Source organism: Actinophytocola sp. (genome assembly GCF_035712165.1).
Taxonomy (GTDB): domain Bacteria; phylum Actinomycetota; class Actinomycetes; order Mycobacteriales; family Pseudonocardiaceae; genus DASYTH01.
This window is the reverse complement of sequence record NZ_DASTBH010000320.1, coordinates 1-20,876: the sequence shown is the minus strand read 5'-3', so window position 1 is coordinate 20,876 and position 20,876 is coordinate 1. Positions and strand designations below refer to the sequence as shown.

21 protein-coding genes are annotated in these 20,876 nt (G+C 71.8%); 13 read left to right on the top strand and 8 right to left on the bottom strand.

Annotation, left to right across the window (positions count from 1 at the left end):
• Positions 1-262 precede the first annotated feature (262 nt).
• Both VFO68_RS18060 and VFO68_RS18055 read left to right on the top strand, forming a co-directional pair.
• A complete protein-coding gene (locus VFO68_RS18060; protein ID WP_325159479.1) occupies positions 263-724 on the top strand; it encodes a MarR family winged helix-turn-helix transcriptional regulator in 462 nt (153 codons plus the stop codon).
• Between the two features lie 80 nt (positions 725-804).
• Complete coding sequence (locus tag VFO68_RS18055; protein WP_325159478.1) at positions 805-2,253, top strand: DHA2 family efflux MFS transporter permease subunit; 1,449 nt, start codon at positions 805-807, stop codon at positions 2,251-2,253.
• 140 nt (positions 2,254-2,393) lie between these two features.
• Here VFO68_RS18055 and VFO68_RS18050 read toward each other — a convergent pair whose 3' ends face one another.
• Both VFO68_RS18050 and VFO68_RS18045 read right to left on the bottom strand, forming a co-directional pair.
• Positions 2,394-3,398: an LLM class flavin-dependent oxidoreductase gene (locus tag VFO68_RS18050; protein WP_325159477.1), complete on the bottom strand. Its 1,005-nt coding sequence runs from the start codon at positions 3,396-3,398 to the stop codon at positions 2,394-2,396.
• An 85-nt stretch (positions 3,399-3,483) separates the two neighbouring features.
• Positions 3,484-3,894: a hypothetical protein gene (locus VFO68_RS18045; protein WP_325159476.1), complete on the bottom strand. Its 411-nt coding sequence runs from the start codon at positions 3,892-3,894 to the stop codon at positions 3,484-3,486.
• A 154-nt stretch (positions 3,895-4,048) separates the two neighbouring features.
• Between VFO68_RS18045 and VFO68_RS18040 the strand changes: the two genes are divergently transcribed.
• Positions 4,049-4,480, top strand: a complete 432-nt coding sequence (locus VFO68_RS18040; protein ID WP_325159475.1) for an HIT family protein — start codon at positions 4,049-4,051, stop codon at positions 4,478-4,480.
• On the opposite strand, the gene VFO68_RS18035 is transcribed toward VFO68_RS18040, so the two are convergent.
• Entirely contained in the window at positions 4,444-5,043 is a 600-nt protein-coding gene (locus VFO68_RS18035; protein WP_325159474.1) for a DinB family protein, read from the bottom strand. The two genes, VFO68_RS18040 and VFO68_RS18035, sit on opposite strands and share 37 nt — an antisense overlap.
• A gap of 107 nt (positions 5,044-5,150) precedes the next feature.
• The gene (locus tag VFO68_RS18030; RefSeq protein WP_325159473.1) at positions 5,151-6,179 is read right to left on the bottom strand and encodes a helix-turn-helix transcriptional regulator; all 1,029 of its coding nucleotides are present in this window, start codon (positions 6,177-6,179) and stop codon (positions 5,151-5,153) included.
• Positions 6,180-6,272: 93 nt separating this feature from the next.
• Here VFO68_RS18030 and VFO68_RS18025 point away from each other — a divergent pair, with 93 nt between their 5' ends.
• From VFO68_RS18025 to VFO68_RS18005, 5 genes are all read left to right on the top strand, one after another.
• Positions 6,273-6,980 carry a histidine phosphatase family protein gene (locus tag VFO68_RS18025; protein ID WP_325159472.1) on the top strand — a complete coding sequence of 236 codons (708 nt, stop codon included), beginning with the start codon at positions 6,273-6,275 and terminating at the stop codon, positions 6,978-6,980.
• A gap of 226 nt (positions 6,981-7,206) precedes the next feature.
• Positions 7,207-8,892: an acetyl-CoA carboxylase, carboxyltransferase subunit beta gene (gene accD, locus VFO68_RS18020; protein WP_325159471.1), complete on the top strand. Its 1,686-nt coding sequence runs from the start codon at positions 7,207-7,209 to the stop codon at positions 8,890-8,892.
• Positions 8,892-9,419 carry an acetyl-CoA carboxylase biotin carboxyl carrier protein subunit gene (locus tag VFO68_RS18015; protein WP_325159470.1) on the top strand — a complete coding sequence of 176 codons (528 nt, stop codon included), beginning with the start codon at positions 8,892-8,894 and terminating at the stop codon, positions 9,417-9,419. The genes accD and VFO68_RS18015 overlap by 1 nt, the downstream gene beginning before the upstream one ends.
• Positions 9,420-9,429: 10 nt before the next feature.
• A complete protein-coding gene (gene accC / locus VFO68_RS18010) occupies positions 9,430-10,794 on the top strand; it encodes an acetyl-CoA carboxylase biotin carboxylase subunit (protein WP_325159469.1) in 1,365 nt (454 codons plus the stop codon).
• A 26-nt stretch (positions 10,795-10,820) separates the two neighbouring features.
• A complete protein-coding gene (locus VFO68_RS18005; protein WP_325159468.1) occupies positions 10,821-11,588 on the top strand; it encodes an META domain-containing protein in 768 nt (255 codons plus the stop codon).
• An 80-nt stretch (positions 11,589-11,668) separates the two neighbouring features.
• On the opposite strand, the gene VFO68_RS18000 is transcribed toward VFO68_RS18005, so the two are convergent.
• Entirely contained in the window at positions 11,669-12,079 is a 411-nt protein-coding gene (locus tag VFO68_RS18000) for a helix-turn-helix domain-containing protein (protein ID WP_325159467.1), read from the bottom strand.
• Positions 12,080-12,167: 88 nt separating this feature from the next.
• Here VFO68_RS18000 and VFO68_RS17995 point away from each other — a divergent pair, with 88 nt between their 5' ends.
• Positions 12,168-13,016, top strand: coding sequence for an NAD(P)H-binding protein (locus VFO68_RS17995; RefSeq protein ID WP_325159466.1), 849 nt, complete (start codon positions 12,168-12,170; stop codon positions 13,014-13,016).
• Here VFO68_RS17995 and VFO68_RS17990 read toward each other — a convergent pair.
• Positions 13,011-13,964 (bottom strand): N-acetyltransferase, encoded by a 954-nt coding sequence (locus tag VFO68_RS17990; protein WP_325159465.1) that lies wholly within the window; start codon positions 13,962-13,964, stop codon positions 13,011-13,013. The two genes, VFO68_RS17995 and VFO68_RS17990, sit on opposite strands and share 6 nt — an antisense overlap.
• A 75-nt stretch (positions 13,965-14,039) precedes the next feature.
• Here VFO68_RS17990 and VFO68_RS17985 point away from each other — a divergent pair, with 75 nt between their 5' ends.
• Genes VFO68_RS17985 through VFO68_RS17970 form a run of 4 tightly spaced genes read left to right on the top strand, consistent with a single transcriptional unit; the run spans position 14,040 to position 19,156 of the window.
• Positions 14,040-14,795 (top strand): SIS domain-containing protein, encoded by a 756-nt coding sequence (locus VFO68_RS17985; protein WP_325159464.1) that lies wholly within the window; start codon positions 14,040-14,042, stop codon positions 14,793-14,795.
• 9 nt (positions 14,796-14,804) lie between these two features.
• On the top strand, positions 14,805-15,557 hold the full coding sequence (locus tag VFO68_RS17980) for an MBL fold metallo-hydrolase (protein WP_325159463.1): 753 nt from the start codon (positions 14,805-14,807) through the stop codon (positions 15,555-15,557).
• 34 nt (positions 15,558-15,591) lie between these two features.
• Positions 15,592-18,021 (top strand): penicillin acylase family protein, encoded by a 2,430-nt coding sequence (locus VFO68_RS17975; protein WP_325159462.1) that lies wholly within the window; start codon positions 15,592-15,594, stop codon positions 18,019-18,021.
• A 55-nt stretch (positions 18,022-18,076) separates the two neighbouring features.
• Positions 18,077-19,156, top strand: coding sequence for a dihydrofolate reductase family protein (locus VFO68_RS17970; protein WP_325159461.1), 1,080 nt, complete (start codon positions 18,077-18,079; stop codon positions 19,154-19,156).
• Between the two features lie 96 nt (positions 19,157-19,252).
• On the opposite strand, the gene VFO68_RS17965 is transcribed toward VFO68_RS17970, so the two are convergent.
• Complete coding sequence (locus VFO68_RS17965) at positions 19,253-20,068, bottom strand: SDR family NAD(P)-dependent oxidoreductase (RefSeq protein ID WP_325159460.1); 816 nt, start codon at positions 20,066-20,068, stop codon at positions 19,253-19,255.
• Between the two features lie 59 nt (positions 20,069-20,127).
• Positions 20,128-20,876 (bottom strand): aldehyde dehydrogenase family protein (locus tag VFO68_RS17960; RefSeq protein ID WP_325159459.1); only part of this gene is annotated, 749 nt, incomplete at its 5' end.

Genomic DNA, 20,876 nt, shown 5'->3' with positions numbered 1-20,876 from the left:
CGGTGGCCGGTCCCCTCAACCTGATCAACACGGAGCTGTCGGTCCCGTCCGAAGCCGACCTCCGCATCTCCGTCTACACCCCCCAGGACCCCGACACCCGCACCCGCCTCACCCAGACCCGCACCCGCACCCCCGCCGCATGACCCGCCCAGCAGGCGACTCGGGTGCTGGCGGGCGTGAGATGGTTGGCGGGGAGATTATCTTGTTACGGAGGGTATGGTGGGGCGGTCGGGTTTGGGCGGGGTATGGGCGGGAGCAGGCGATGGGTGCGGCTCGGGACCTCATGTACCTGTTGGCGCAGGCCAGCCATGTGTTGACGACCGAGCTGACGGCCGGGCTGGAAGGTCTGGGCATCTCGCCGCGGCACTACTGCGTGTTGCGGCATGCCGGTGAGGGCGAGGAGCTGACCCAGATCAGGCTCGCGGAGCTGTGCGGGCTCGACAAGACCACGATGGTGGTCACGGTGGACGAACTGGAGAGGGCCGGGCTCGCCGAGCGCAGCCCGTCGGCCACCGACCGGCGGGCGCGGATCATCCGGGTCACCGCGAACGGCAGGCGGATGGTCGCCGAGGCGGAGTCGGTGGTCGACCGGATCTACGCCGACGTGCTCGGCGCCCTGCCCGCCCGCAACCGGGAGGTCTTTCTGGACAGCCTGGCCAGGCTGGTCGAGAGCCGGTTGTCAACTCCGGTGCGCTGTGACCGCACTGTGAGACGGCGCGCCTGATCGTCCCTAAATAGATCGTCCCGAGTAAAACTATCTGCTACGGTCCCACCTGGAACGAGATGGACCAGGAGGGGAAATCCGTGACTCGACCTACGACGGCCAGGGACTCCCGGTGGGCGGCACTGCTCGTGCTGTGCACCGGGATGCTCATGATCGTCCTTGACATGACCATCGTGAACGTGGCGCTGCCGGCCATCCAGCAGGACCTCGGCTTCTCGCAGTCCAGCCTGGCGTGGGTGGTCAACGCCTACCTGATCGCCTTCGGCGGACTGCTGTTGCTCGCCGGCCGGCTGGGGGACCTCATCGGCCGCAAGCGCATGTTCCTCACCGGCCTCGGGGTCTTCACCGTGGCCTCCGTGCTGTGCGGGGTGAGCTTCACCCCGGAGATGCTGATCGCCGCCCGGTTCGTGCAGGGCGTCGGCGGCGCCATGGCCACCGCCGTGACGCTCGGCATGATCGTGACGATGTTCCCGGACCCGGACGAGGAAGCCCGGGCGATCGGCGTGTTCAGCTTCGTGGCCGCGGCCGGCGCGTCGGTCGGACTGCTGGCCGGCGGGGTGCTCACCCAGGCGCTCAACTGGCACTGGATCTTCTTCGTGAACATTCCGATCGGCCTCGCGGCCGCGGCGCTGACCGCCCGGCTGGTCCCGGCCGACCGCGGGCTCGGGTTCGGCGCGGGCGCCGACGTGCTGGGCGCCGTGCTGGTCACGGCGGCGCTGATGCTCGGCGTCTACACCATCGTCAAGACCGAGGAGCACGGCTGGGGTTCGGCGCACACGCTGCTGCTCGGCGCCGTGACCATCGTGCTGCTCGTCCTGTTCGTCGCCCGGCAGCGCACCGCGACCAACCCGCTGCTGCCGTTGCGGGTGTTCCGCTCCCGCAACGTCACCGGCGCGAACGCGGTCCAGATCCTGATGGTGGCGGGCATGTTCGGCATGTTCTTCCTCGGCACGCTCTACATGCAGAAGGTGCTCGGCTACGACGCGCTGCAGATCGGCCTCGGCTTCCTGCCGACCGCGCTGGCCATCGGCACCCTGTCGGTGGGCATGTCGGCCCGGCTGATCGGCCGGTTCGGCGCGCGGCCGGTGCTGCTGGTCGGGCTGGCCCTGATCCTGCTCGGCCTGCTCTGGCTCACCCGGGTGCCGGTGGCCGGCAGCTACCTGACCGACCTGCTGCCGGCGGTGCTGCTGGTCGGCATCGGCGCCGGGCTCGCCTTCCCGACCATGATGACGCTGGCCATGTCCGGCGCGACGGAAAGCGACGCCGGGCTCGCCTCCGGCCTGGTCAACACCACCGCACAGGTCGGCGGCGCGCTGGGGCTGGCGGTCCTGGCCACGCTGTCCACCGGGTACACGGCCTCGCTGCTGGCCCGGGGCGAGCCCGAGACCGCCGCGCTGACCAAGGGGTTCCACCTGGCCTTCGGCATCGGGGCCGGCCTGGTGGCGCTGGGAATCGTCCTGGCGGTCACGGTGCTGCGCGCCGAACGTCCGGCGGAGCGACCGGAACTGGAACCGGTCGGAGTGGTTTAGCGCGCCCGGCCGAAGGCTCGGATCTGTGGCGGCAGGCCGCGAACCTGCCAGGCGTCGATGAACGGCAGCCATGGCCTGCCCCGCAGATCCGATCGGCGCGCTCTGGAAAGCGCCGCCGGCCCGGGGACCGCCCGGGCCGGTCAGCCCAGCCGCAGTTGGGGGATCACCTCGGTGCCGAACAGCCTGATCACGGCGAGCACCTCGCGCTGCGCGAGGCCGCCGATGTCGACGATCACCAGGTGGGCGTCCAGGCCGAGCACCGACCCGAGGTGGTTGAGCCGGCCGGCCACCTCCGCCGGATCGCCGCACACCGCCGCGCCGGTCATCAGCCGGTCCACGTCCAGCCGGGTGCCGTCCCCGCGCCACTCGTCGGCGAAAGCCGCGTAGGAGGCCAGATGCGGGCGCCACTGCCGGCGGGCCTGCGCGGCCGACGGCGCCACGAACACATGACTGGGTAGCGCCACCCGGGCGTCGGCGAAGCGGCTGCGTTCCCGGTAGCGCCGGACCATCGGCGCGTAGCCGACCGGGTCGCGCAGCGTGCTGGGCAGCATCAGCGGCAGCCCCAGTTCGACGGCCAGGTCGGCCGAGGCCGCCGAGCCACTGCCGACCCACACCGTCGGCCGGGGCGCCTGCACCGGCCGGGGCGTGGTGGTGACACCGGCCAGCGGGCCGCGGAACCGCCCGGCCCAGTTCACCTCCGGCTTTTCCAGCAACAGCAACAGCAGGCGCAGGTGCTCCTCGAACCGGGCGCGCAGTTCGCCCTGCCCGATCCCGAACGCCGCGTCGGTCTCCTGGGACACGCCGCGCGCGACGATCAGTTCGGCCCGCCCGCTGGAGAGCACGTCCAGGGTGGCCAGTTCCTCGGCGACCAGCACCGGGTCGCGATGCGCGAGCAGGGTCACCCCGGTGGACAGCCGCAGGGTGCGGGTGCGCGCCGCGATCGCCGCGAGGACCAGTTCCGGCGCGGAGACGATGTAGCGGGTGAAGTGGTGCTCGCCGATCGCCACCCCGGTGAACCCGGACTCCTCGGCGACCACGGCCTGCTCGACCATCGCGCGCAGCCGCTCGGCCTCGCTGACCGCCTGCCCGGTCCGCGGATCGGGCAGGAGGTCACCGAGGATCAGCAGGTAGACGTCGGGCCGCACGCCTCACCCCTCTCGTTCGCGTCGATCCTGTCCCATTGTCCGGCACCGGGGCACGACAACCGCTCGATCGGGGGGAGCGCATGTGTCAGGCGCTGCGGCGCGCCCGGTCGTAGGCCAGCCGGCCGGCCAGGGCGAGGACGGTCCCGGCCGGCGGCAGCGGGCGGTTCGGCCGGGGCGGCTCGATCCAGCCCGGCCCGCCCAGGTCGGCCGGAATGGCGAGGTAGCTGCCCGCTGGAGTCATTTCAACACCGGGTTCGAAAACAATCGAATTGCGTGCCTTCGCGGCACCGACGAGAAATGTCCAGCGCGCCTGGTCCGGCGTTGCGAATACCGGAACCGGCCAGTCCAGCAGGGCCCGGACCCGGGCCCCGAGCCCGGCCGGCATCGTGATCGCGTTTAGCACCTGACCAAGTGCCACAACGATGTTACGGCCGCCGACCTGAACCGACACCGGCCAGCCGAACAGCTCCTCGTAGCTTGCCCGGGCCTGCGACAATTCTCGTAACCACATCGGCGCCGGTGCCGTCGTGCTCAACGAATTCATGGTGAACCCTCATTTCGGAGGAGTTGTACCAATGCTGTTCGGGGTCACTAGAAAAACGCTCGAATGTGACTCGAATCACAGGAAAGGTGATCAGTAGACTGCCGGCATGCCGAGAAGCGAGGACGGGCGCTGCGTGTTCTGCGCCGTCGTGGCCGGCGAGACGGCCGCGACCGTGGTGCACGAGACCGGGGATCTGCTGGCGTTCCTGGACCACAAGCCGCTGTTTCGCGGGCACGTGCTGCTGGTTCCCAAGCGGCACCTGACAGTGCTCAGCGACCTGCCGGCCGCGCTGCTGCCGGACTTCTTCGGGCTGGCGCAGCGGCTCGAGCGCGCGGTGGAGGACGGGCTGGGCGCGGACGGCTCGATGGTCCTGATCAACAACGTGATCAGCCAGTCGGTGCCGCACCTGCACCTGCACGTGATCCCGCGCCGGCACAAGGACGGCCTGCGGTTCTGGCTCGGCCCCCGGGAGAAGTACACCGCAGAGGAGCCGGCCGAGACCTACGCCGAGAAGATCCGCTCCGCGCTCACGTCGTAGCGGTGGTGCACGGGATCGTGCAGGAAGTACCGGGCGAAGGTGTCGACGGTGAACAGGAATGGGTGACCCGATCGGGGAAATCCGGCGGCACCTGGGTCGCGAGGTGGGGCGGTGAAGTGCGCGCCGTCCGAGCGGCGACCGGTGCGCTGCCAGGCGTCCCCGGTGACCCCGGCGAACCGCGTCGCGAGGGCCTCGGCGGCGGCGAGGAGCTCGGTGGCGACGGTGGCCGGGTCCTGCTCGCCGTAGCGGTCCTCGACGGCCGCGCGGTCCTGGTCCCAGTTGGGGTAGTGCGGGTCGTCCTCGGTCAGCATCAGCCGCAGCCGCTCGTCGAAGACCCGGCAGGCGTCGCGGACGTGGCAGGCGTACTCCAGCGGCGACCACACCTGCGGCGCCGGGCGTACCCGTGGGTCGGGCCCGGCGGTGAGCACCGGGCGCCAGGTCGCGGCGTTCTCGCGCAGCAGGGCGGGCACGTCGGCCGCGCGCACGGTGCTCGCGTCGTAGCCGCACTCGGGGCAGGGTCGGCGCAGGACCCAGGTCCAGTCCTTGGTGTCCGGGGTGATCACGCCTTGAGCATCACCCGGCGCGGCGCCCGGGCACCAGCGAATGTTTCTTCACGCACCCTGTAGCGGCGCTAAATCCTTCACCGCGATGCAGGTGAAGGCGGTGAAGTTCACAGCGCCGCGCACTCGATGATCGAGCCGGGCAACCGCGGCGGCGGCACCCGCCCGTCGATCACATTCACCCGGAACAGCACCGCGAACGCGCGGATCTGACCGAGCCGCTCGCGCACCGCCGCCACGTTGTCCGCGCCCAGGCGCGGGTCGGTGAACAACTGCACCGCGCCGAGCACGCCGTAGGTGTAGCCGCCGGTGCAGATCGTCACGTCGGCGTCGGGATTGGTGGGATTGCCCGCCCGGACGAACAACCCGATGTCCTCGACCACCTGCGACGTGCCGAGCACGGTCGGCCGCACCGCGGTGCCGTCCGGCAGCCGGAACACGTTGGCCGCGCCGTCCGTGGCCGGGTCGGGCTCGAACGGCAGGCCGAGCAGGTGTCCGAAGGTGAGCGTCAGCGGGTTGCCGGCCGGGCCGCCGACCAGCACCAGGTTGCGGGCGGTGCCGATGCCCGGCTCCCGGGCCGAGCGGTGGCTGAGGTTGTGGTAGCCCATCCGGGTCAGGGCCACGAACATCTCGAAGAACGCGTCCAGGTCGCCGTACCGGGCCAGCCGGACGTAGCCGCGTTCGGCCTCCTGGGCGGGCGCCGCCGGCCGCTCGGGAGCGACCACGACCAGCTTCTCGGCGCGGTCGTGGTGCCACAGGTCGTTGGTGTCGAACGCGACCGGCGTGGCCCGGTCCCGCCGGGCCTCGCGCTCGGCGTCCTCGCGCAGTTCCAGCAACTCGCTGCGCAGCCGGTGGAACCGGATCCGCGCCGGCTTGTCCAATGTGGACATGTCGGGCGGCTGGGCGACCAGGCCCGGCCCCCGGGGCAGGCTGAAGATCAGCGCGTACTGGACCAGCCGGGACTCCGACGGCCACTTGTCGACCTCGCCGTTCTCCCACATCGAGATCGCCGCGCTGCTCAGCGGCTTGCCCTTGCCGAGCGCCGCGGCCAGCTGGTCCTGGGTGACCTTCACCGGATAGGTGGTCTCGCGCAACGCGCGCAACCGGCTGGCGAGCAGCCTGCGCGCGGCCCTGGCCATCCCGCTCACCTCCGCAACCCCAGAGGGTAACCATGGATTTCGGTTAAGCAAGTTAAGAGATCCGGCCGGCAGCCCGGCGACTAGCCTGCGCTGGTGAACACGACGGACGATCACCCGCAGGAGTACCGCCAGGCGCGCTTCCAGGCGCCGCCCGGTTCGACCGAACTGCTGCTCATCCGGCACGGCGAGTCCGAACCGGCCCGGATCGGCCAACCGTTCCCGCTGGTCGACGGGCACTCCGATCCGGCGCTGGCGCCCGAGGGCCGCGAGCAGGCCGAGCGGGTCGCCGACCGGCTGTGCGTGGCCAAGATCGACCACATCTACGTGACGACGCTGTGCCGGACCGCGCAGACCGCCGCGCCGCTGGCGCAGCGGCTCGGCCTCACCCCGACCGTGGAACCCGGGTTGCGCGAGGTGTTCCTCGGTGAGTGGGAGGGCGGGGTGTTCCGGCAGAAGATGGCCGAGAACGGCGAGATCGCGCAGCGGCTGTGGCGGGAGGGCCGGTGGGACATCATTCCCGGCGCCGAGTCCAGCGAAGGGTTCGCCGCGCGCACCCGGGCGGCGATCGAACGGCTGGCCGCCGCGCACCGCGACCAGACGGTGGCCGTGTTCACCCATGGCGGCGTGATCGGCGCGGTGCTCGCGCACGCCGCCCAGTCCCGCTCGTTCGCCTTCGTCGGCGCCGACAACGGGTCGATCTCGCACCTGGTGATCATCCCGGACGCCTGGATCATCCGGCGGTTCAACGACACCGCGCACCTCGACCCGGCGTTCAGCCTGACCCCCACACCCCTTACCTAGTAGCCGCCTATGGGTTCGCCATGGGACGGCTCGAACATTCGGCTCACCCGCCGGCCGGCGCCCTACCGTTGAGGGGTGCCGGCCGGTTCGCGCCGCCGGTCGACAAACCGGCCGATTATCGGGACCAAACCGCCCGAGAGACAGGTTCCTTGAGCTGACCTTGAGCACTCCTGGAGTAGGCGTCGCCAATCTCGCCTCACGCCAACGTCGTGAAGTGAGGATCACCATGACCGTAGCCATCGCTGCCCGGTCGGAGCTCAACGAATGGGTTTCCTGCCGGCGATGCCGCTCGTTGATCTACACGAAGCGTCTGCAGCGCAGCCTGGGCGTGTGCCCGGACTGCGGCTACCACTCCCGGGTCGACGCCCACCAGCGGTTCGCCCAGCTCCTCGACCCGGACAGCATCGAACTGCTGGACCTGCCGGTGCATTCCGGCGACCCGCTGCGGTTCGTGGACAGCAAGCCCTACCCGCAGCGCTTCGCCGAGGCGCGGCGCAGCACCGGGCTCAACCACGCCGTGGTGTGCGCGGCCGGGACGATCGAGGGCAACCCGCTGATCGTGACCGTGATGGACTTCCGGTTCATGGGCGGCAGCCTGGGCGGCGCGGTCGGCGAGCTGATCACCCGGGCCGGCGAGATCGCGCTGGAGCGCGGTATCCCGCTGATGATCGTCACCGCGTCCGGTGGCGCCCGGATGCAGGAGGGCGCGGTCTCGCTGATGCAGATGGCCAAGACCAGCCAGATGCTCGGCCAACTCGACGAGGCCGGCATCCTGACCATCTCGCTGATCACCGATCCGACCTTCGGCGGGGTGGCCGCGTCGTTCGCCACGCTGTGCGACGTGATCATCGCCGAGCCCGGCGCCCGGCTGGGCTTCGCCGGCCCCCGGGTGATCTCGCAGACCATCCGGCAGACCCTGCCGGAAGGCTTCCAGACCGCGGAGTTCCTGCTCGCCCACGGGCTGATCGACGCGATCCGCCCGCGCAGCGAGCTGCGGGCGACGCTCGCCCGGCTGCTTGCCAACGGCACCAAGGGAAAGCGCGAGCCGCTCGGCGCCGGCGACGGTTCGGCCGTGATCACAACTCCGGAGCAGGGCGCCCGGCACTACACCGACCCGTGGGAGGCGGTGCAGCGGGCCCGGCACCTGGACCGGCCGACCACCGCGGACTACATCGGCCTGCTGCTCGACGACTTCGAGGAGCTGCGCGGCGACCGGCTCGGCGAGGACTGCTCGGCGATCGTCGGCGGGCTCGGCCGGCTCGGCGGCCTGCCGGTGATGGTGATCGGGCACCAGAAGGGCCACACGGCAGGCGAACTGGCCGCGCGCAAGTTCGGTATGCCCAACCCGGCCGGGTACCGCAAGGCGGCGCGGCTGATGCGGCTGGCCGCCAAGCTCGGCCTGCCACTGATCACGCTGGTGGACACCCCGGGCGCCTACCCGGGCGTGGAGGCCGAGCGCAGCGGCCAGGCGATCGCGATCGCGGAGAACCTGCGGCTCATGGCCGGGTTGCCGATCCCGGTGCTCAGCGTGATCACCGGCGAGGGCGGCAGCGGCGGCGCGCTGGCGCTCGCGGTGGCCAACCGGGTGCTGATCTGCGCCAACGGCATCTACTCGGTGATCAGTCCGGAAGGGTGCGCGGCGATCCTGTGGGACGACCCGGCCGCCGCCCCGAAGGCCGCCGCCGCGCTGCGGCTGACCTCGCTGGAGCTGCTCCGGATGGGCGTCGTGGACGGTGTGGTGCCCGAACCGGACGGCGGCACCCAGGCCGACCATGTCGCGGCGGCCGGGAACCTGCGGGCCGCGCTGGTCGAACAGCTGCGCGAGCTGCTCCCCCTCGACCCGGCCGAGCTGATCGCCGATCGGCGGGCCAGGTTCCGAGCCTTCGGCACCGAACAGGAGAGGCAGAGCTGATGTCGTCATACCGGGTTCCCCGTGCCCTGCAGAACGGGTTCGACGAGCACCCCGACCACGAGGTGATCGAGCTGCGGCACAACGGACTCGACGAGGTGCTGGCCGCGGTCCGGCAGACGGCCGTCGAGCTGCTCGCGGCGGCGCCGCAGTCGCCGAGCACGCTCACCGTGCGGGCCGGCACGGTGGCCGTGGAGATGACCTGGGAGACCGCCGCCGCGGCCACCACCGTGCCCGGCGCCGTGCTGGCACCGCCCGTCGCCGCCACCATCGACGCCGGCGGCGGGAACATCCTGGCCGCCTCGACGGTCGGCGTCTTCTACCGGTCCGCCTCGCCCGGGGCCGCGCCGTTCGTCAAGGAAGGCGACCACGTCGTGCCCGGCCAGCAGGTGGCGATCATCGAGGCGATGAAGCTGATGCTCCCGGTCGAGGCCGACCGGCCCGGCGAGGTGGTCGAGATCCTGGTGGCCGATGGCGAGTCGGTCGAGTTCGGCCAACCGCTGTTCCGTCTCGCGGCCGTCGAAGCCTGAGGGAGACATTGTGTTCGGCACGGTGCTGATCGCCAACCGGGGCGAGATCGCGGTACGGGTGCTGCGTGCCTGCCGCGAGCTCGGCATCCGCACGGTCGCGGTGCACTCCACTGAGGACCGCGACTCCGCCGTGGTGCGGATGGCCGACAGGTCGGTGCAGATCGGGCCGGCGCCGGCCCGGCAGAGCTACCTCAACGCCGCCGCGATCATCGAGGCGGCCCGGCAGACCGGAGCGGAGGCCGTGCATCCCGGGTACGGCTTCCTGTCCGAGAACCCGGACTTCGCCGAGGTGTGCGAGGCGAGCGGGTTGACGTTCATCGGTCCGCCGGCCGAGGTCATCGCCACGCTGGGGGACAAGACCGCGGCCCGGGCGGCGATGTCGGCGGCCGGACTGCCGCTGCTGCCGGGCAGCATCGAACCCCTGGTCGACGTGGAGGGCGCGGCCCGGCTGGCCGGGGAGATCGGCTACCCCGTGATCATCAAGGCGGCGGCGGGCGGCGGTGGCCGCGGTATGTCCATTGTGGAGGACCCCAGCGAGTTCTCCCGCGCCTACCAACAGACCCGGGGAACGGCGCAGACCCTGTTCGGGGACGGGCGGGTCTACGTCGAGCGCTACCTGGCCTCGGCCCGGCACGTCGAGATCCAGATTCTGTGTGACGGCTACGGAAACGCGATCCATCTCGGCGAGCGGGACTGCTCGGTGCAGCGCCGGCACCAGAAGCTGGTCGAGGAGACCCCGGCGCCCGGGCTGCCGGCCGAGCTCACCGCCCGGATGGGCGAGGTGGCCGTGCGCGGCGCACTGGCCACCGGCTACCTCGGCGCCGGCACCTTCGAGTTCATCGTGGACACCGAGAACAACTTCTACTTCATGGAGGTCAACTGCCGCATCCAGGTCGAGCACCCGGTGACCGAGGCGGTGACCGGTGTCGACCTGATCACCGAGCAGATCCGGATCGCCGCCGGGGAACGGCTGACGCTGACCCAGGACGATGTGCGGCCGCGCGGCGTGGCCATCGAATGCCGGGTCAACGTGGAGGATCCGACCCGCAACTTCGCGCCGACGCCCGGGGTCCTCGAGCAGTTCGTCCCGCCGGGCGGCCCGTTCCTCCGGGTGGACACGCACGGCTACGCGGGTTACCGGGTGCCGGCGGCCTACGACTCGCTGCTGGCCAAGGTGATCGCCTGGGCGCCGGACCGCGCCCAGGCCATCGCCCGGATGCGCCGCGCGTTGGGCGAGTTCACCATCGAGGGCCCCGGAATCCGGACCACCGCCCAGTTCCTCGACCGGGTGCTGCGCGACCCGCTGTTCGCCGAGGCCAAGCACGACACCTCGCTGGTGGCCCGGATCCTCGAGGCGGACGCCCAGGCAACCTGACCGGCGCCCGGTACCGTCCTGGGACCATGAACCGGGTCACGATCGTCCTGCTCGCGCTGCTGGCCGCCGGGTGCGGCGGCGCACCGCCGGGTGGTGGCGGGGAGTCGCCACTGCGCGGTCACACGTTCGTGTCCACCACGGTCACGGAGAACGGGCAGCCGCACGAACTGGCCCCGGGCACCCAGGTGACCTTCCGGTTCATGCCCGACGGCCGGCTGCTCGCCACCGCCGGGTGCAACACGCTGGCCGGCCCGGTGTCGGCCGACGGCGGCCGGCTCGAGGTGTCCGACCTGTCGATGACCAATATGGGCTGCGATCCGCCCCGGCACGAGCAGGACGACTGGCTGGCCGGCTTCCTCGGCGGCAAACCGTCCTGGAAGCTGGACGGTGACACGCTGGTCGTGACCTCGGGCGCGAAGGAGCTGACCATGCTGGACCGGAAGGACACCGAGCCGGACCTGCCGCTGCGCGGCACCCGCTGGACGGTCGACTCGCTGCTGGACGGCGAGACGTCGGCCTCGACGCCGCAGGGCACCTCGGCCTGGCTGGAGTTCGGCGCGACGTCGGTCGACCTGCATCCCGGCTGCAACCAGGGCTCGGCGGACTACGAGCTGGCCGGCGAGACGATCAGGTTCGGGCCGGCCATCACCACCCGGATGGCGTGCGAACCCGACGCCATGGAGCTGGAGGCGGCGGTTCTCGCGGTGCTCGACGGGACGGTCGGCTATGCGGTGGACGGCAAGACGCTCACGCTGAAACACCCCTCCGGCAAAGGCCTCGAGCTGCGCGGCTAGACGGCGCCCAGCCACCATCCACCCGATGTCCGGACCGTTCCCCGGAACGCAACGACCGCATCAAAATTCCGGAGAGGCGGCTACCGCTCGTCGTACTGGGACTGGGCCAGCAGGACCGCCGGCATCCGGCCCTCGATCTGCTGGATGAGGGCGAACAGCTGGTCGGCGGTCTCGCGGCCGAGCGGGGTGAGGGTGTAGTCGACCCGGGGCGGGATGGTCGGCTGGGCCGCGCGGTGGATGAAGCCGTCGCGCTCCAGGGTCCGCAGGGTCTGCGCGAGCATCTTCTCGCTGACCCCGTCGACCCGGCGGCGCAGCGCGTTGAACCGCGCGGTGCCGTCCCGCAGCGCGACCAGGGCGAGCAGGCCCCACCGTCCGGTGACGTTCTCCAGGGCGTGCCGGGACGGGCAGTCCTGGGCGAACACGTCGAACAGCAGCTGGCCGAGCTCGTCGGTCGGCACCGGCCGCGCGGGGCGGCGGGTACGGGCGGTCATGGGTAAACAGTACCTGGCACAGCACGATTCGCTGTGCTAGTACTAACCAGAAGTTAGCGACTTTCCCTGAGTTAGTACTGGAGGGCACATGATCGTCGTCACCGCTGCGAGCGGCCACCTCGGCCGGCTCGTGATCGAGGCGCTGCTCGAGTCCCGGTCCCCCGACCGGATCGTGGCGGCGGCCCGCAGCCCGCACAAACTCGCCGACCTCGCCGACCGGGGCGTGGCCGTCCGGCCCGCCGACTACGACGACCCGGCCAGCCTCAAGGCCGCGCTTGCCGGCGCCGACCGGCTGCTGCTGATCTCCGCCGACACCCCCGGCAAGCGGGTCGCCCAGCACCGCAACGCCGTCGACGCCGCGGTGGCCGCCGGGGTCGGGCACATCACCTACACGAGCGTCCTGCACGCGGACACCAGCCCGCTGATCGTGGCCCCGGACCACCTGGCGACCGAGCAGGCCATCGCCGCCTCCGGCCTGCCGTACACGTTCCTGCGCCATCCCTGGTACACCGAGAACTACGAGCAGACCATCCGCGCCGCGGCCGGCTCCGGCGTGATCACCGGCAGCGCCGGGGACGGCCGGGTCGCCTCGGCCACCCGCGCGGACCTCGCCGCCGCGGCCGCCGCCGTGCTCACCGCCGCGCCCCGGCCCGGCGTCATCCACGAACTGGCCGGCGACACCGCCTGGAGCTTCCCCGAACTCGCCGCGGAGATCGCCCGGCACACCGGCACCGAGGTGACCTACCGCGACGTCACGCCCGAGGAGCACCGGGCCGCGCTGGTGGCCGAGGGCGTGCCCGGGCCACTGGCCGACGTCTACGTCAGCTTCGACCGCGACATCAGGCGCGGCGCGCTGACCGAGTCGTCGGCGACCCTGCGCGAACTGATCGGCCGGCCGACCACCACCCTGCGCGACTACGTCGCCGCGACGCTATGACTCCCAGGACCGCCGCCACATGTCGATCACCATGACCGTCCGCATGCCGACGCTTTCGTACAGGCCGAGCGCCGGGGTGGTGTTGTTGCTGTCCACGTGCAGGATCGTCCCGGCCCGGCCGGCCTTCGCGTCCGCCGCGAACGCGGTCCGCAGCAGGTAGCCGGCGATCCCCCGGCCCCGGGCGGCCGGCAGCACCCCGAGCGACGCGACGTAGCCGCAGTCGTCGGTGCTGACGTAGCCGTCGTGGGTGGCCAGCATGGCCACCGGGGCACCGTCCAGTTCGGCCACGGCGAGCATCGACCAGTCGAACGTGGACGATGCGTCGAGCTGGGCGTGCCAGTCCTCGAACGTCTTGGGCATCGAGCCGTAGTGGTTCTTGAACGCCTCGGTCTGCACGCCGTGCGCGGTACGCCGGAAATCCTCGTCGCCGGGCCCGACCCGCAGGGTGACACCGGACGGCGCGACCGGGTCCGGCGGGATCCCGTCGTGGTCGACCCGCATCCGGAAGAACGCCGTCCGCTCGGTGAGGCCGTGTGCGGCGGCCGCGGCGCGCATCTGGCTGTCGACCCGGAAGATTCCCTGGTCCACAGTGGTCGCGGCATGGCCGCCGGATCGCGCCAGCTCCTGCGCCCTGGCCAGGACCCGGTCGTAGAGCCAGCGGCACACCCGCTCGTCGCGGGTGATGACATCGATGTCGGCCAGTTCGCCGGTGCCCTTGCGGTAGGTCCAGCCGTAACCGGTCAGGACGCCGCCGGCGGTGTGCACCAGCCAGGTGTCGGTGGCCGGGTCGAAGCCGGGCTCGGCCAGCTCGTCGCGGATGTCGTCCAGGGTGCTGTCGGCGAACCCGATCGTCTCGGCGTTGCACCGGGTCACCAGCGCCAGGATCTCTTCCGCGTCGGCCAGGGTGGCCCGGCGCCAGGTGTACCCGGCGGGCAGATCGGTTGCCATGCCAGCAGGGTGCGGCGTGCCGGCCGGTGGCGTCCAGGGAATTTCCGGCATTGCCCGATCCGGGACACTTGCCGGGTGAACGTTTCCGCGCAGAGCTACGCCACCCAGATCCTGCGGCTGCTCGACGAGCTGACCGTGTCGTCCCTCCCCGCCGTCCAGGCCGCGGCCGGGCTGTTCGCCGAGTGCGTCCGGGCCGACGGCGTGATCCACGCGTTCGGCACCGGCCACTCCCAGGCGACCGCGCTGGAGATCGCCGGCCGGGCCGGTGGGCTGATCCCGACCAACCGGATCAGCCTGGCCGACCTGGTGATCCTCGGCGGGCAGGACCCGAGCGTGCTCGACGACCCGATGCTGGAGCGGCAGGCGCACGTCGCGGCGCCGCTGTTCGAGCTCGCCGCGCCCCGGCCGCAGGACCTGTTCGTGATCGCGTCGAACTCCGGGGTGAACGGGGCGGTCGTGGAGATGGCCCACCTGGCCACCTCGGCCGGGCACAAGCTGGTCGCGATCACCTCGCTGGACCACAGCCGGCAGGCGCAGCCCAAGCACGAGTCCGGAAAGCGGCTGCTCGACCTGGCCGACGTCACGCTGGACACCGGCGCGCCCTTCGGCGACGCGATCCTCGCCATGCCGGACGGCGCCACGGCCTGCGCGGTCTCCTCGGTCACCGCGTCGGTGCTGGTGCAGATGGTGGTCGCCGAGGCGGTGCACCGGCTGCTGGCCGACGGGCTGACCCCGCCGGTGTACGTGTCGTCCAACGTGCCCGGCGGCCACGACCGCAACGTGGTCCTGGAGAAGAACTACGCGGGCCGGATCCGGCGGATGGCCTACTAAGATCAATTCGTGCGGCTACGGGTGTTGGGGTGCCGGGGCGGTTGGCCGGGTGCGGGCCAACCGTGCTCCGGCTACCTGCTCGAGGCCGGCGGCCGGCGGGTTCTGGTGGATGCCGGCTCGGGGGTGCTGGTCGAGCTGCTGCGGCACAGCACGCTGCCCGAGCTGGACGCCATCTGGATCACCCACCTGCATCCGGACCACGGCGGCGATCTGCCGGCGGCCTGGCACACGCTGGCCTTCGGCACCAGGCGGGAGCGTCCGCTGCCGGTGCTCGGGCCGCCCGGGTGGAGCGCCACGCTGGACGGAATGCGCAGCGGGGCCGCCGAAGTGGGCGAGGTCGTCGAGATCGTGGAACTGGCCGACGGAGCCCGGCACCGGTTCGGCGAGCTGACGCTGCGGGCCGTCGTCATGCGGCACAGCATGCCGACCTTCGGGCTGCGCGCCGACCACGCCGGGGCGATCCTGAGCTATACCTCGGATTCCGGGCCCTGCGCGGGAATGAGCGAGCTGGCCGCCGGCGCCGACCTGTTCCTGGCCGAGGCGTTCCTGTCCCTGCCGGAGCTGCGGTCGGAGTTGCTGAGCACCCCGGAGGACGCCGGCCGGGCGGCCGCTGCCGGTGGGGCGCGCCGGCTGGTGCTCACCCATCTGCATCCGGACGCGGATCCCGCGCGGGCGCTCGCCCGCGCCGCCACCGAGTTCGCCGGACCGATCGAGGTCGCCGAACCGGGACGGGTTTTCGAGGTGTCTCAGGGCGATCCCTGATTCACGCCCCGCTTCGCCGGAGTAGGAAAGGGAAATGCGAACAAGCTGGAGCCGCCGAACCGCGGCGCTGACCGCCGCGATGGCAACCGTGCTGACCACGGTCGTGGGTGTCGCGACCGCCGAACCGGCGGACGACGCGACGGAACTTCGGGAGGCGTCCGGGCGCGGCCTGGCCGCCAACATCCGGTACACCGAGTACGGCGTCCCGCACATCAAGGCGAACGACTTCGCCGGTCTCGGCTACGGATACGGGTTCGCCGCCGCCAAGGACAACATCTGCGTGCTGGCGGACACCTATCTCACCGTGGCCGCCGAGCGGTCCCGCTTCCTCGGGCCGGACGCCCCCGGCAGCAGCGCCTACGGGTCCGCCCGGACCAGCCTGAACAGTGACCTGTACTTCCAGCAGGTCAACGACTCCGGAGTGGTGCAGCGGTCGATCGCCCCGCAGGAGCCGAACGGGCCGCGGGCCGAGGTGCGCGAGATCATCCGCGGCTACGTGGCCGGCTACAACCGCTACCTGCGGGAGACCGGCGTGCGCGGCATCGGCGACCCGGCCTGCCGGGGAGCCGCCTGGGTGCGGCCGATTGCCGAGATCGACGTGTACCGGCACTTCCACGCGCTGGCCACCCTCGGCGGCCAGGGCCAGGTGGTGGACGGGATCGCCGCGGCCGCACCGCCGGCCGCACCGTCGGCGCAGCCGGCCCCGGTACCGGCCGACGCGGCCGACCGGGTCCGGGCCGCGCTGGGCACGAAGGACATGGGCAGCAACGCGATCGCGATCGGCGCGGCCGGCACCCGCAACCAGCGCGGTCTGCTGCTGGGCAACCCGCACTACCCGTGGCAGGGCGGCCGCCGGTTCTGGCAGTCCCAGCTGACCGTGCCGGGCCGGCTGGACGTCAGCGGCGGCAGCCTGCTCGGCATGCCGCTGGTGCAGATCGGCTTCAACCGGGACGTGGCGTGGAGCCACACCGTCGCCACCCCCACCACGTTCGGCCTCTACCAACTCCGGCTGGCCTCGCCGACCAGCTATCTGGTGGACGGCCGGGCGGAGCAGATGACCAGCCGGGTGGTGTCGGTGCGGGTGCGCAACCAGGACGGCTCGCTGGGCACGGTTTCGCGCACGCTCTACTCGTCCCGGTACGGACCGATGCTCGCGCCGGTGTTCGGCCTGCCGCTGAACTGGACCGCGACCTCCGCCTACACGATCCGGGATGCCAACCAGGGCAACATGCGCGGCCTGAACACCTGGTTCGGGCTGAACCAGGCGCGCAGCACCAGGGAGATCGTGGAGGTGCTGAGCCGGACCCAGGGTGTGCCGTGGGTCAACACGATCGCCGCCGACCAGTCCGGCCGCGCGCTCTTCGCCGACATCCAGGTGGTGCCGCACGTGACCGACGAACTGGCCGCGCGGTGCAACACCCCGCTCGGCTCGGCGATCTTCCCGAGCACCGGGCTGACCGTGCTGGACGGCTCCCGGGGCGACTGCGCGTGGGGCAGCGATCCGGACGCGCTGCTGCCCGGGATCTTCGGCCCGCACCGGATGCCGGTGCTGACCCGCGCCGACTACGTGGAGAACTCCAACGACAGCGCGTGGCTGGCCAACCCGCACGCGCCGATCACCGGCTACCCACGGATCATCGGCGACATCGGCACCGAGCGGGACCCCCGTACCCGGATGGGCATCACCGCGATCGAGCAGCAGCTCGACCGGGGCCGGTTCACCCGGCAGTCCATGCAGGACCTCCTGTTCGGCGACCGCAGCTGGATCGGTGAGCAGGCGGCGGCGGACACCGCGGCGATGTGCGCGGCACTGCCCGGTGGCCGGGCGCCGACCTCCGCGGGCGGCACGGTCGAGGCCGGCCGGGCGTGTGCCGCACTGTCCAGGTGGGACCGCCGGATGACCACGACCAGCCGGGGCGGCCTGCTGTTCGAGCGGTACTGGCTACACGTGGTCCAAGCGTTCGACGGGTTCCCCCAGGTGTGGCGGGTGCCGTTCGACCCGGCCGATCCGGTGCGCACCCCGCACACGCTGGACACCGCGAACCCGGTGCTGCCGACCGCGCTCGGTGACGCCATCGCGGAGCTTGCGGCGGCGGGCATCGAGCCGGACGCGCCGCTGGGCCGCAACCACTACGTGGTCCGGGCCGGCGCCACGATCCCGGTGCACGGCGGGCACGCGGTGCAGGGCGTGCTGAACATGATCATCCCGACCTGGGACCCGGCCCGGGGTGACGTCGACGTGGTGCACGGGTCCAGCCACATGCAGGTGGTCTCGTTCACCGGCGGGCCGTGCCCGGACGCGGTCACGCTGCTCAGCTACTCGCAGTCCAGCGACCCGACCTCGGCGCACCACACCGACCAGACCCGGTTGTTCTCGGCCGGCCGGTGGGTGCGGTCCCGGTTCTGCGAGCACGACATCGCCGGCGCGCCGGGGCTGAAGGTGGTGCGGCTGCGGGAACGCTGAGCCACCCGGGCGGTGGGCGCGACAGGCGTGCCCACCGCCCGTTACCGTCCATACCGTGAACCGCCCCTATGTGCTGTTGAGCTGTGCGATGTCGGTGGACGGGTACATCGACGACGCGGGTCCGGACCGGCTGGTGCTGTCCAATGCGGCGGACTGGGCGCGGGTGGACCAGGTTCGGGCCGGTGTGGACGCGATCCTGGTCGGCGCCAACACGATCCGCCGCGACAACCCACGGCTGCTGGTGCGCAGCGGCACGGCCAACCCGGTCAAGGTCACCATCACCTCCAGCGGCGACCTCGATCCGAACGCGCAGTTCTTCACCACGGGCGAGGCGGCCAAGCTGGTCTACGCCACCGGGGACGCCGCCGGGGCGTTCACCGCCGTCGCGACCGTGGTCGACTGTGGTCCGTCGGTCGACCTGCCGTGGATCCTCGCCGACCTGCGGGCCCTGGGCGTGCGCCGGCTGATGGTCGAGGGCGGCGGCACCGTGCACACCCAGTTCCTCACCGGCGGGCTCGCCGACGAGCTGCAGCTCGCCGTGGCGCCGGTCTTCGTCGGTGACCCGGACGCGCCCCGGTTCGTCCACTCCGGACGGTTCGGCGCGCCGATGACGCTCGCCTCGGCGACCCCGATCGGCGATCTGGTGCTGCTGCGCTATCTGCTGGGCACCGCCGCCGCGGACTGGCGCTGGCTGCGGGTGGCCACCGACCTCGCCACGCAATGCCCGCCGGCCGAGACCGCGTTCAGCGTGGGGTGCGTGATCGTGGCCGCGGACGGGACGGAACTGGCGCGCGGCTACTCGCGCGACACCGACCCCAGGGTGCACGCCGAGGAGTCGGCGCTGGCCAGGCTGCACGGAACCGACCTGACCGGCGCCACGCTCTACAGCTCGCTGGAGCCCTGTGGCCAGCGTGCCTCCCGGCCGGCCAGCTGCAGCAAGCTGATCATCGACGCGGGCCTGCGCCGGGTCGTCTTCGCCTGGCGGGAACCGCGGACGTTCGTCGAGGGAGTCGGCGCCGAGGTGCTGGCGGCCGCCGGGGTCGAGATCGTGGAGGTCCCGGAGCTTGCGGAGGAGGCCCTCGCGCCCAACCGGCACCTGGTCCAGCCAACCGATGTGGACACCGCGGCGGGATGAACATGCGAGCTGGTAAGGCCCCCAGGTCGACGTGGGCCCCCAGCCCGGCTACGCATGGCCAGGCATCCCGCCGCGGCACCGACTAGTTTACCCCACTCAGGTCACCGACAGCGCGTGTCCGGTGGTGGCGCCGCCGTCGGCGACGAACTCGGCGCCGGTGCAGTACGAGCTGTCGTCGCTGGCCAGAAACGTGATCAGACCGGCGATCTCCTCGGCCCGGCCGACCCGGCGCAGCGGCACCTTCCGCCCGATCCGGTCCAGGTCGACCTCGATCCCGCCGAGGGCGGTGGGCAGCATCGGTGTGTCGATCATGCCGGGGTGCACCGAGTTCACCCGGATTCCCTTGCCGCCCAACTCCATCGCCGCGACCTTCGTCATGCCCCGGATGGCGAACTTGCTCGCCGTGTAGGCCAGCAGCAGCGGCGCCGCGGCCAGCCCCTCGATCGAGGAGGTGTTGACGATCGAGCCGCCGCCGGCCGCGATCATGCCCGGCACCACCGCGCGCATGCCGAGGAACGTCCCGGTCTGGTTGACCCGGATGACCCGCTCGTAGTCGGCCAGCGTGGTGTCGGCCACGCTGCCGAAGTGCAGGATGCCGGCGTTGTTGACCAGAATGGTGACCGGGCCGGCGGTCTCCAGCACCGCCGCCCATTCGTCCTCTTCGGACACATCGAGGTGACAGAACCGGGCCGCGGGCAAGGGAATCGGTCGATCAGCAGGCTGCCTGGTCTGATCTCCCGGGTCACCCACCGGGAACGCATTCAGCTCGTCGGCCAGCCGTTTGCCCTCGTCGTCCAGCACGTCCGCGATGATCACGGTGGCGCCCTCGGCGACGAACCGCCGCGCGGTGGCCGCGCCCTGCCCGCGCGCGGCCCCGGTGACCAGCGCGGTCCGTCCAGCCAGCTTTCCCATCACATCAGCTCATCGTCAGTGGATGAGCGCCGCCATGCCGCACAACCATCCGTTCCACCTCACATCATCTCGTCGGTCAGTGGCATGAGAACCGTCTTCAGCTCGGTGTAGGCCTCGAAGGCGCTGCGGCCGCCCTCCCGGCCGAGGCCGGACTGCTTGAAACCGCCGAACGGCAGGTGCGGCTCGACCTGGAAACCGTTGATCCCAACGGTTCCGGCCCGCAGCCGGCGGGCCAGCCGGAACGCCCGGCGCGCGTCGGTGGTGTAGACACCGGCGCCCAGCCCGTACTCCGAGTCGTTGGCCAGCCGGACCGCCTCGTCCTCCGACTCGAACGGGATGACCGCGAGCACCGGGCCGAACACCTCTTCCCTGGCGATCTCCATCTCGTTGTCCACGCCGGTGAACACGGTTGGGCGGACGAAGTTTCCGGCCGCCAGGTCGCCGTCCGCCCGGGTGCCGCCGGTGACCAGCGTGGCGCCCTGCTCCTGGGCGCGCTCGACGAGGCCGAGCACCCGGTCCAGCTGCCGGGTGTTGATCAGCGGGCTGGCCAGCACGCCCGCGTCGAACGGGTCGCCGTAGGTGACCGCGCCGGCCAGCATCTCGGCGGCGGTGACGAACTGGTCGTGCACGTCGCGGTGCACCAGGGCCCGGGTGTGCGCGACGCAGGCCTGCCCGGACAGCCCCATCGTCACCGTGCCCATCGTGGTCATCGCGGCCAGCCCGACGTCGGGGGCGTCCGGGAACACCAGGGTCGGGCTCTTTCCGCCCAGCTCAAGGGAAACCCGTTTGAGGGTGCCGGCCGACGCGG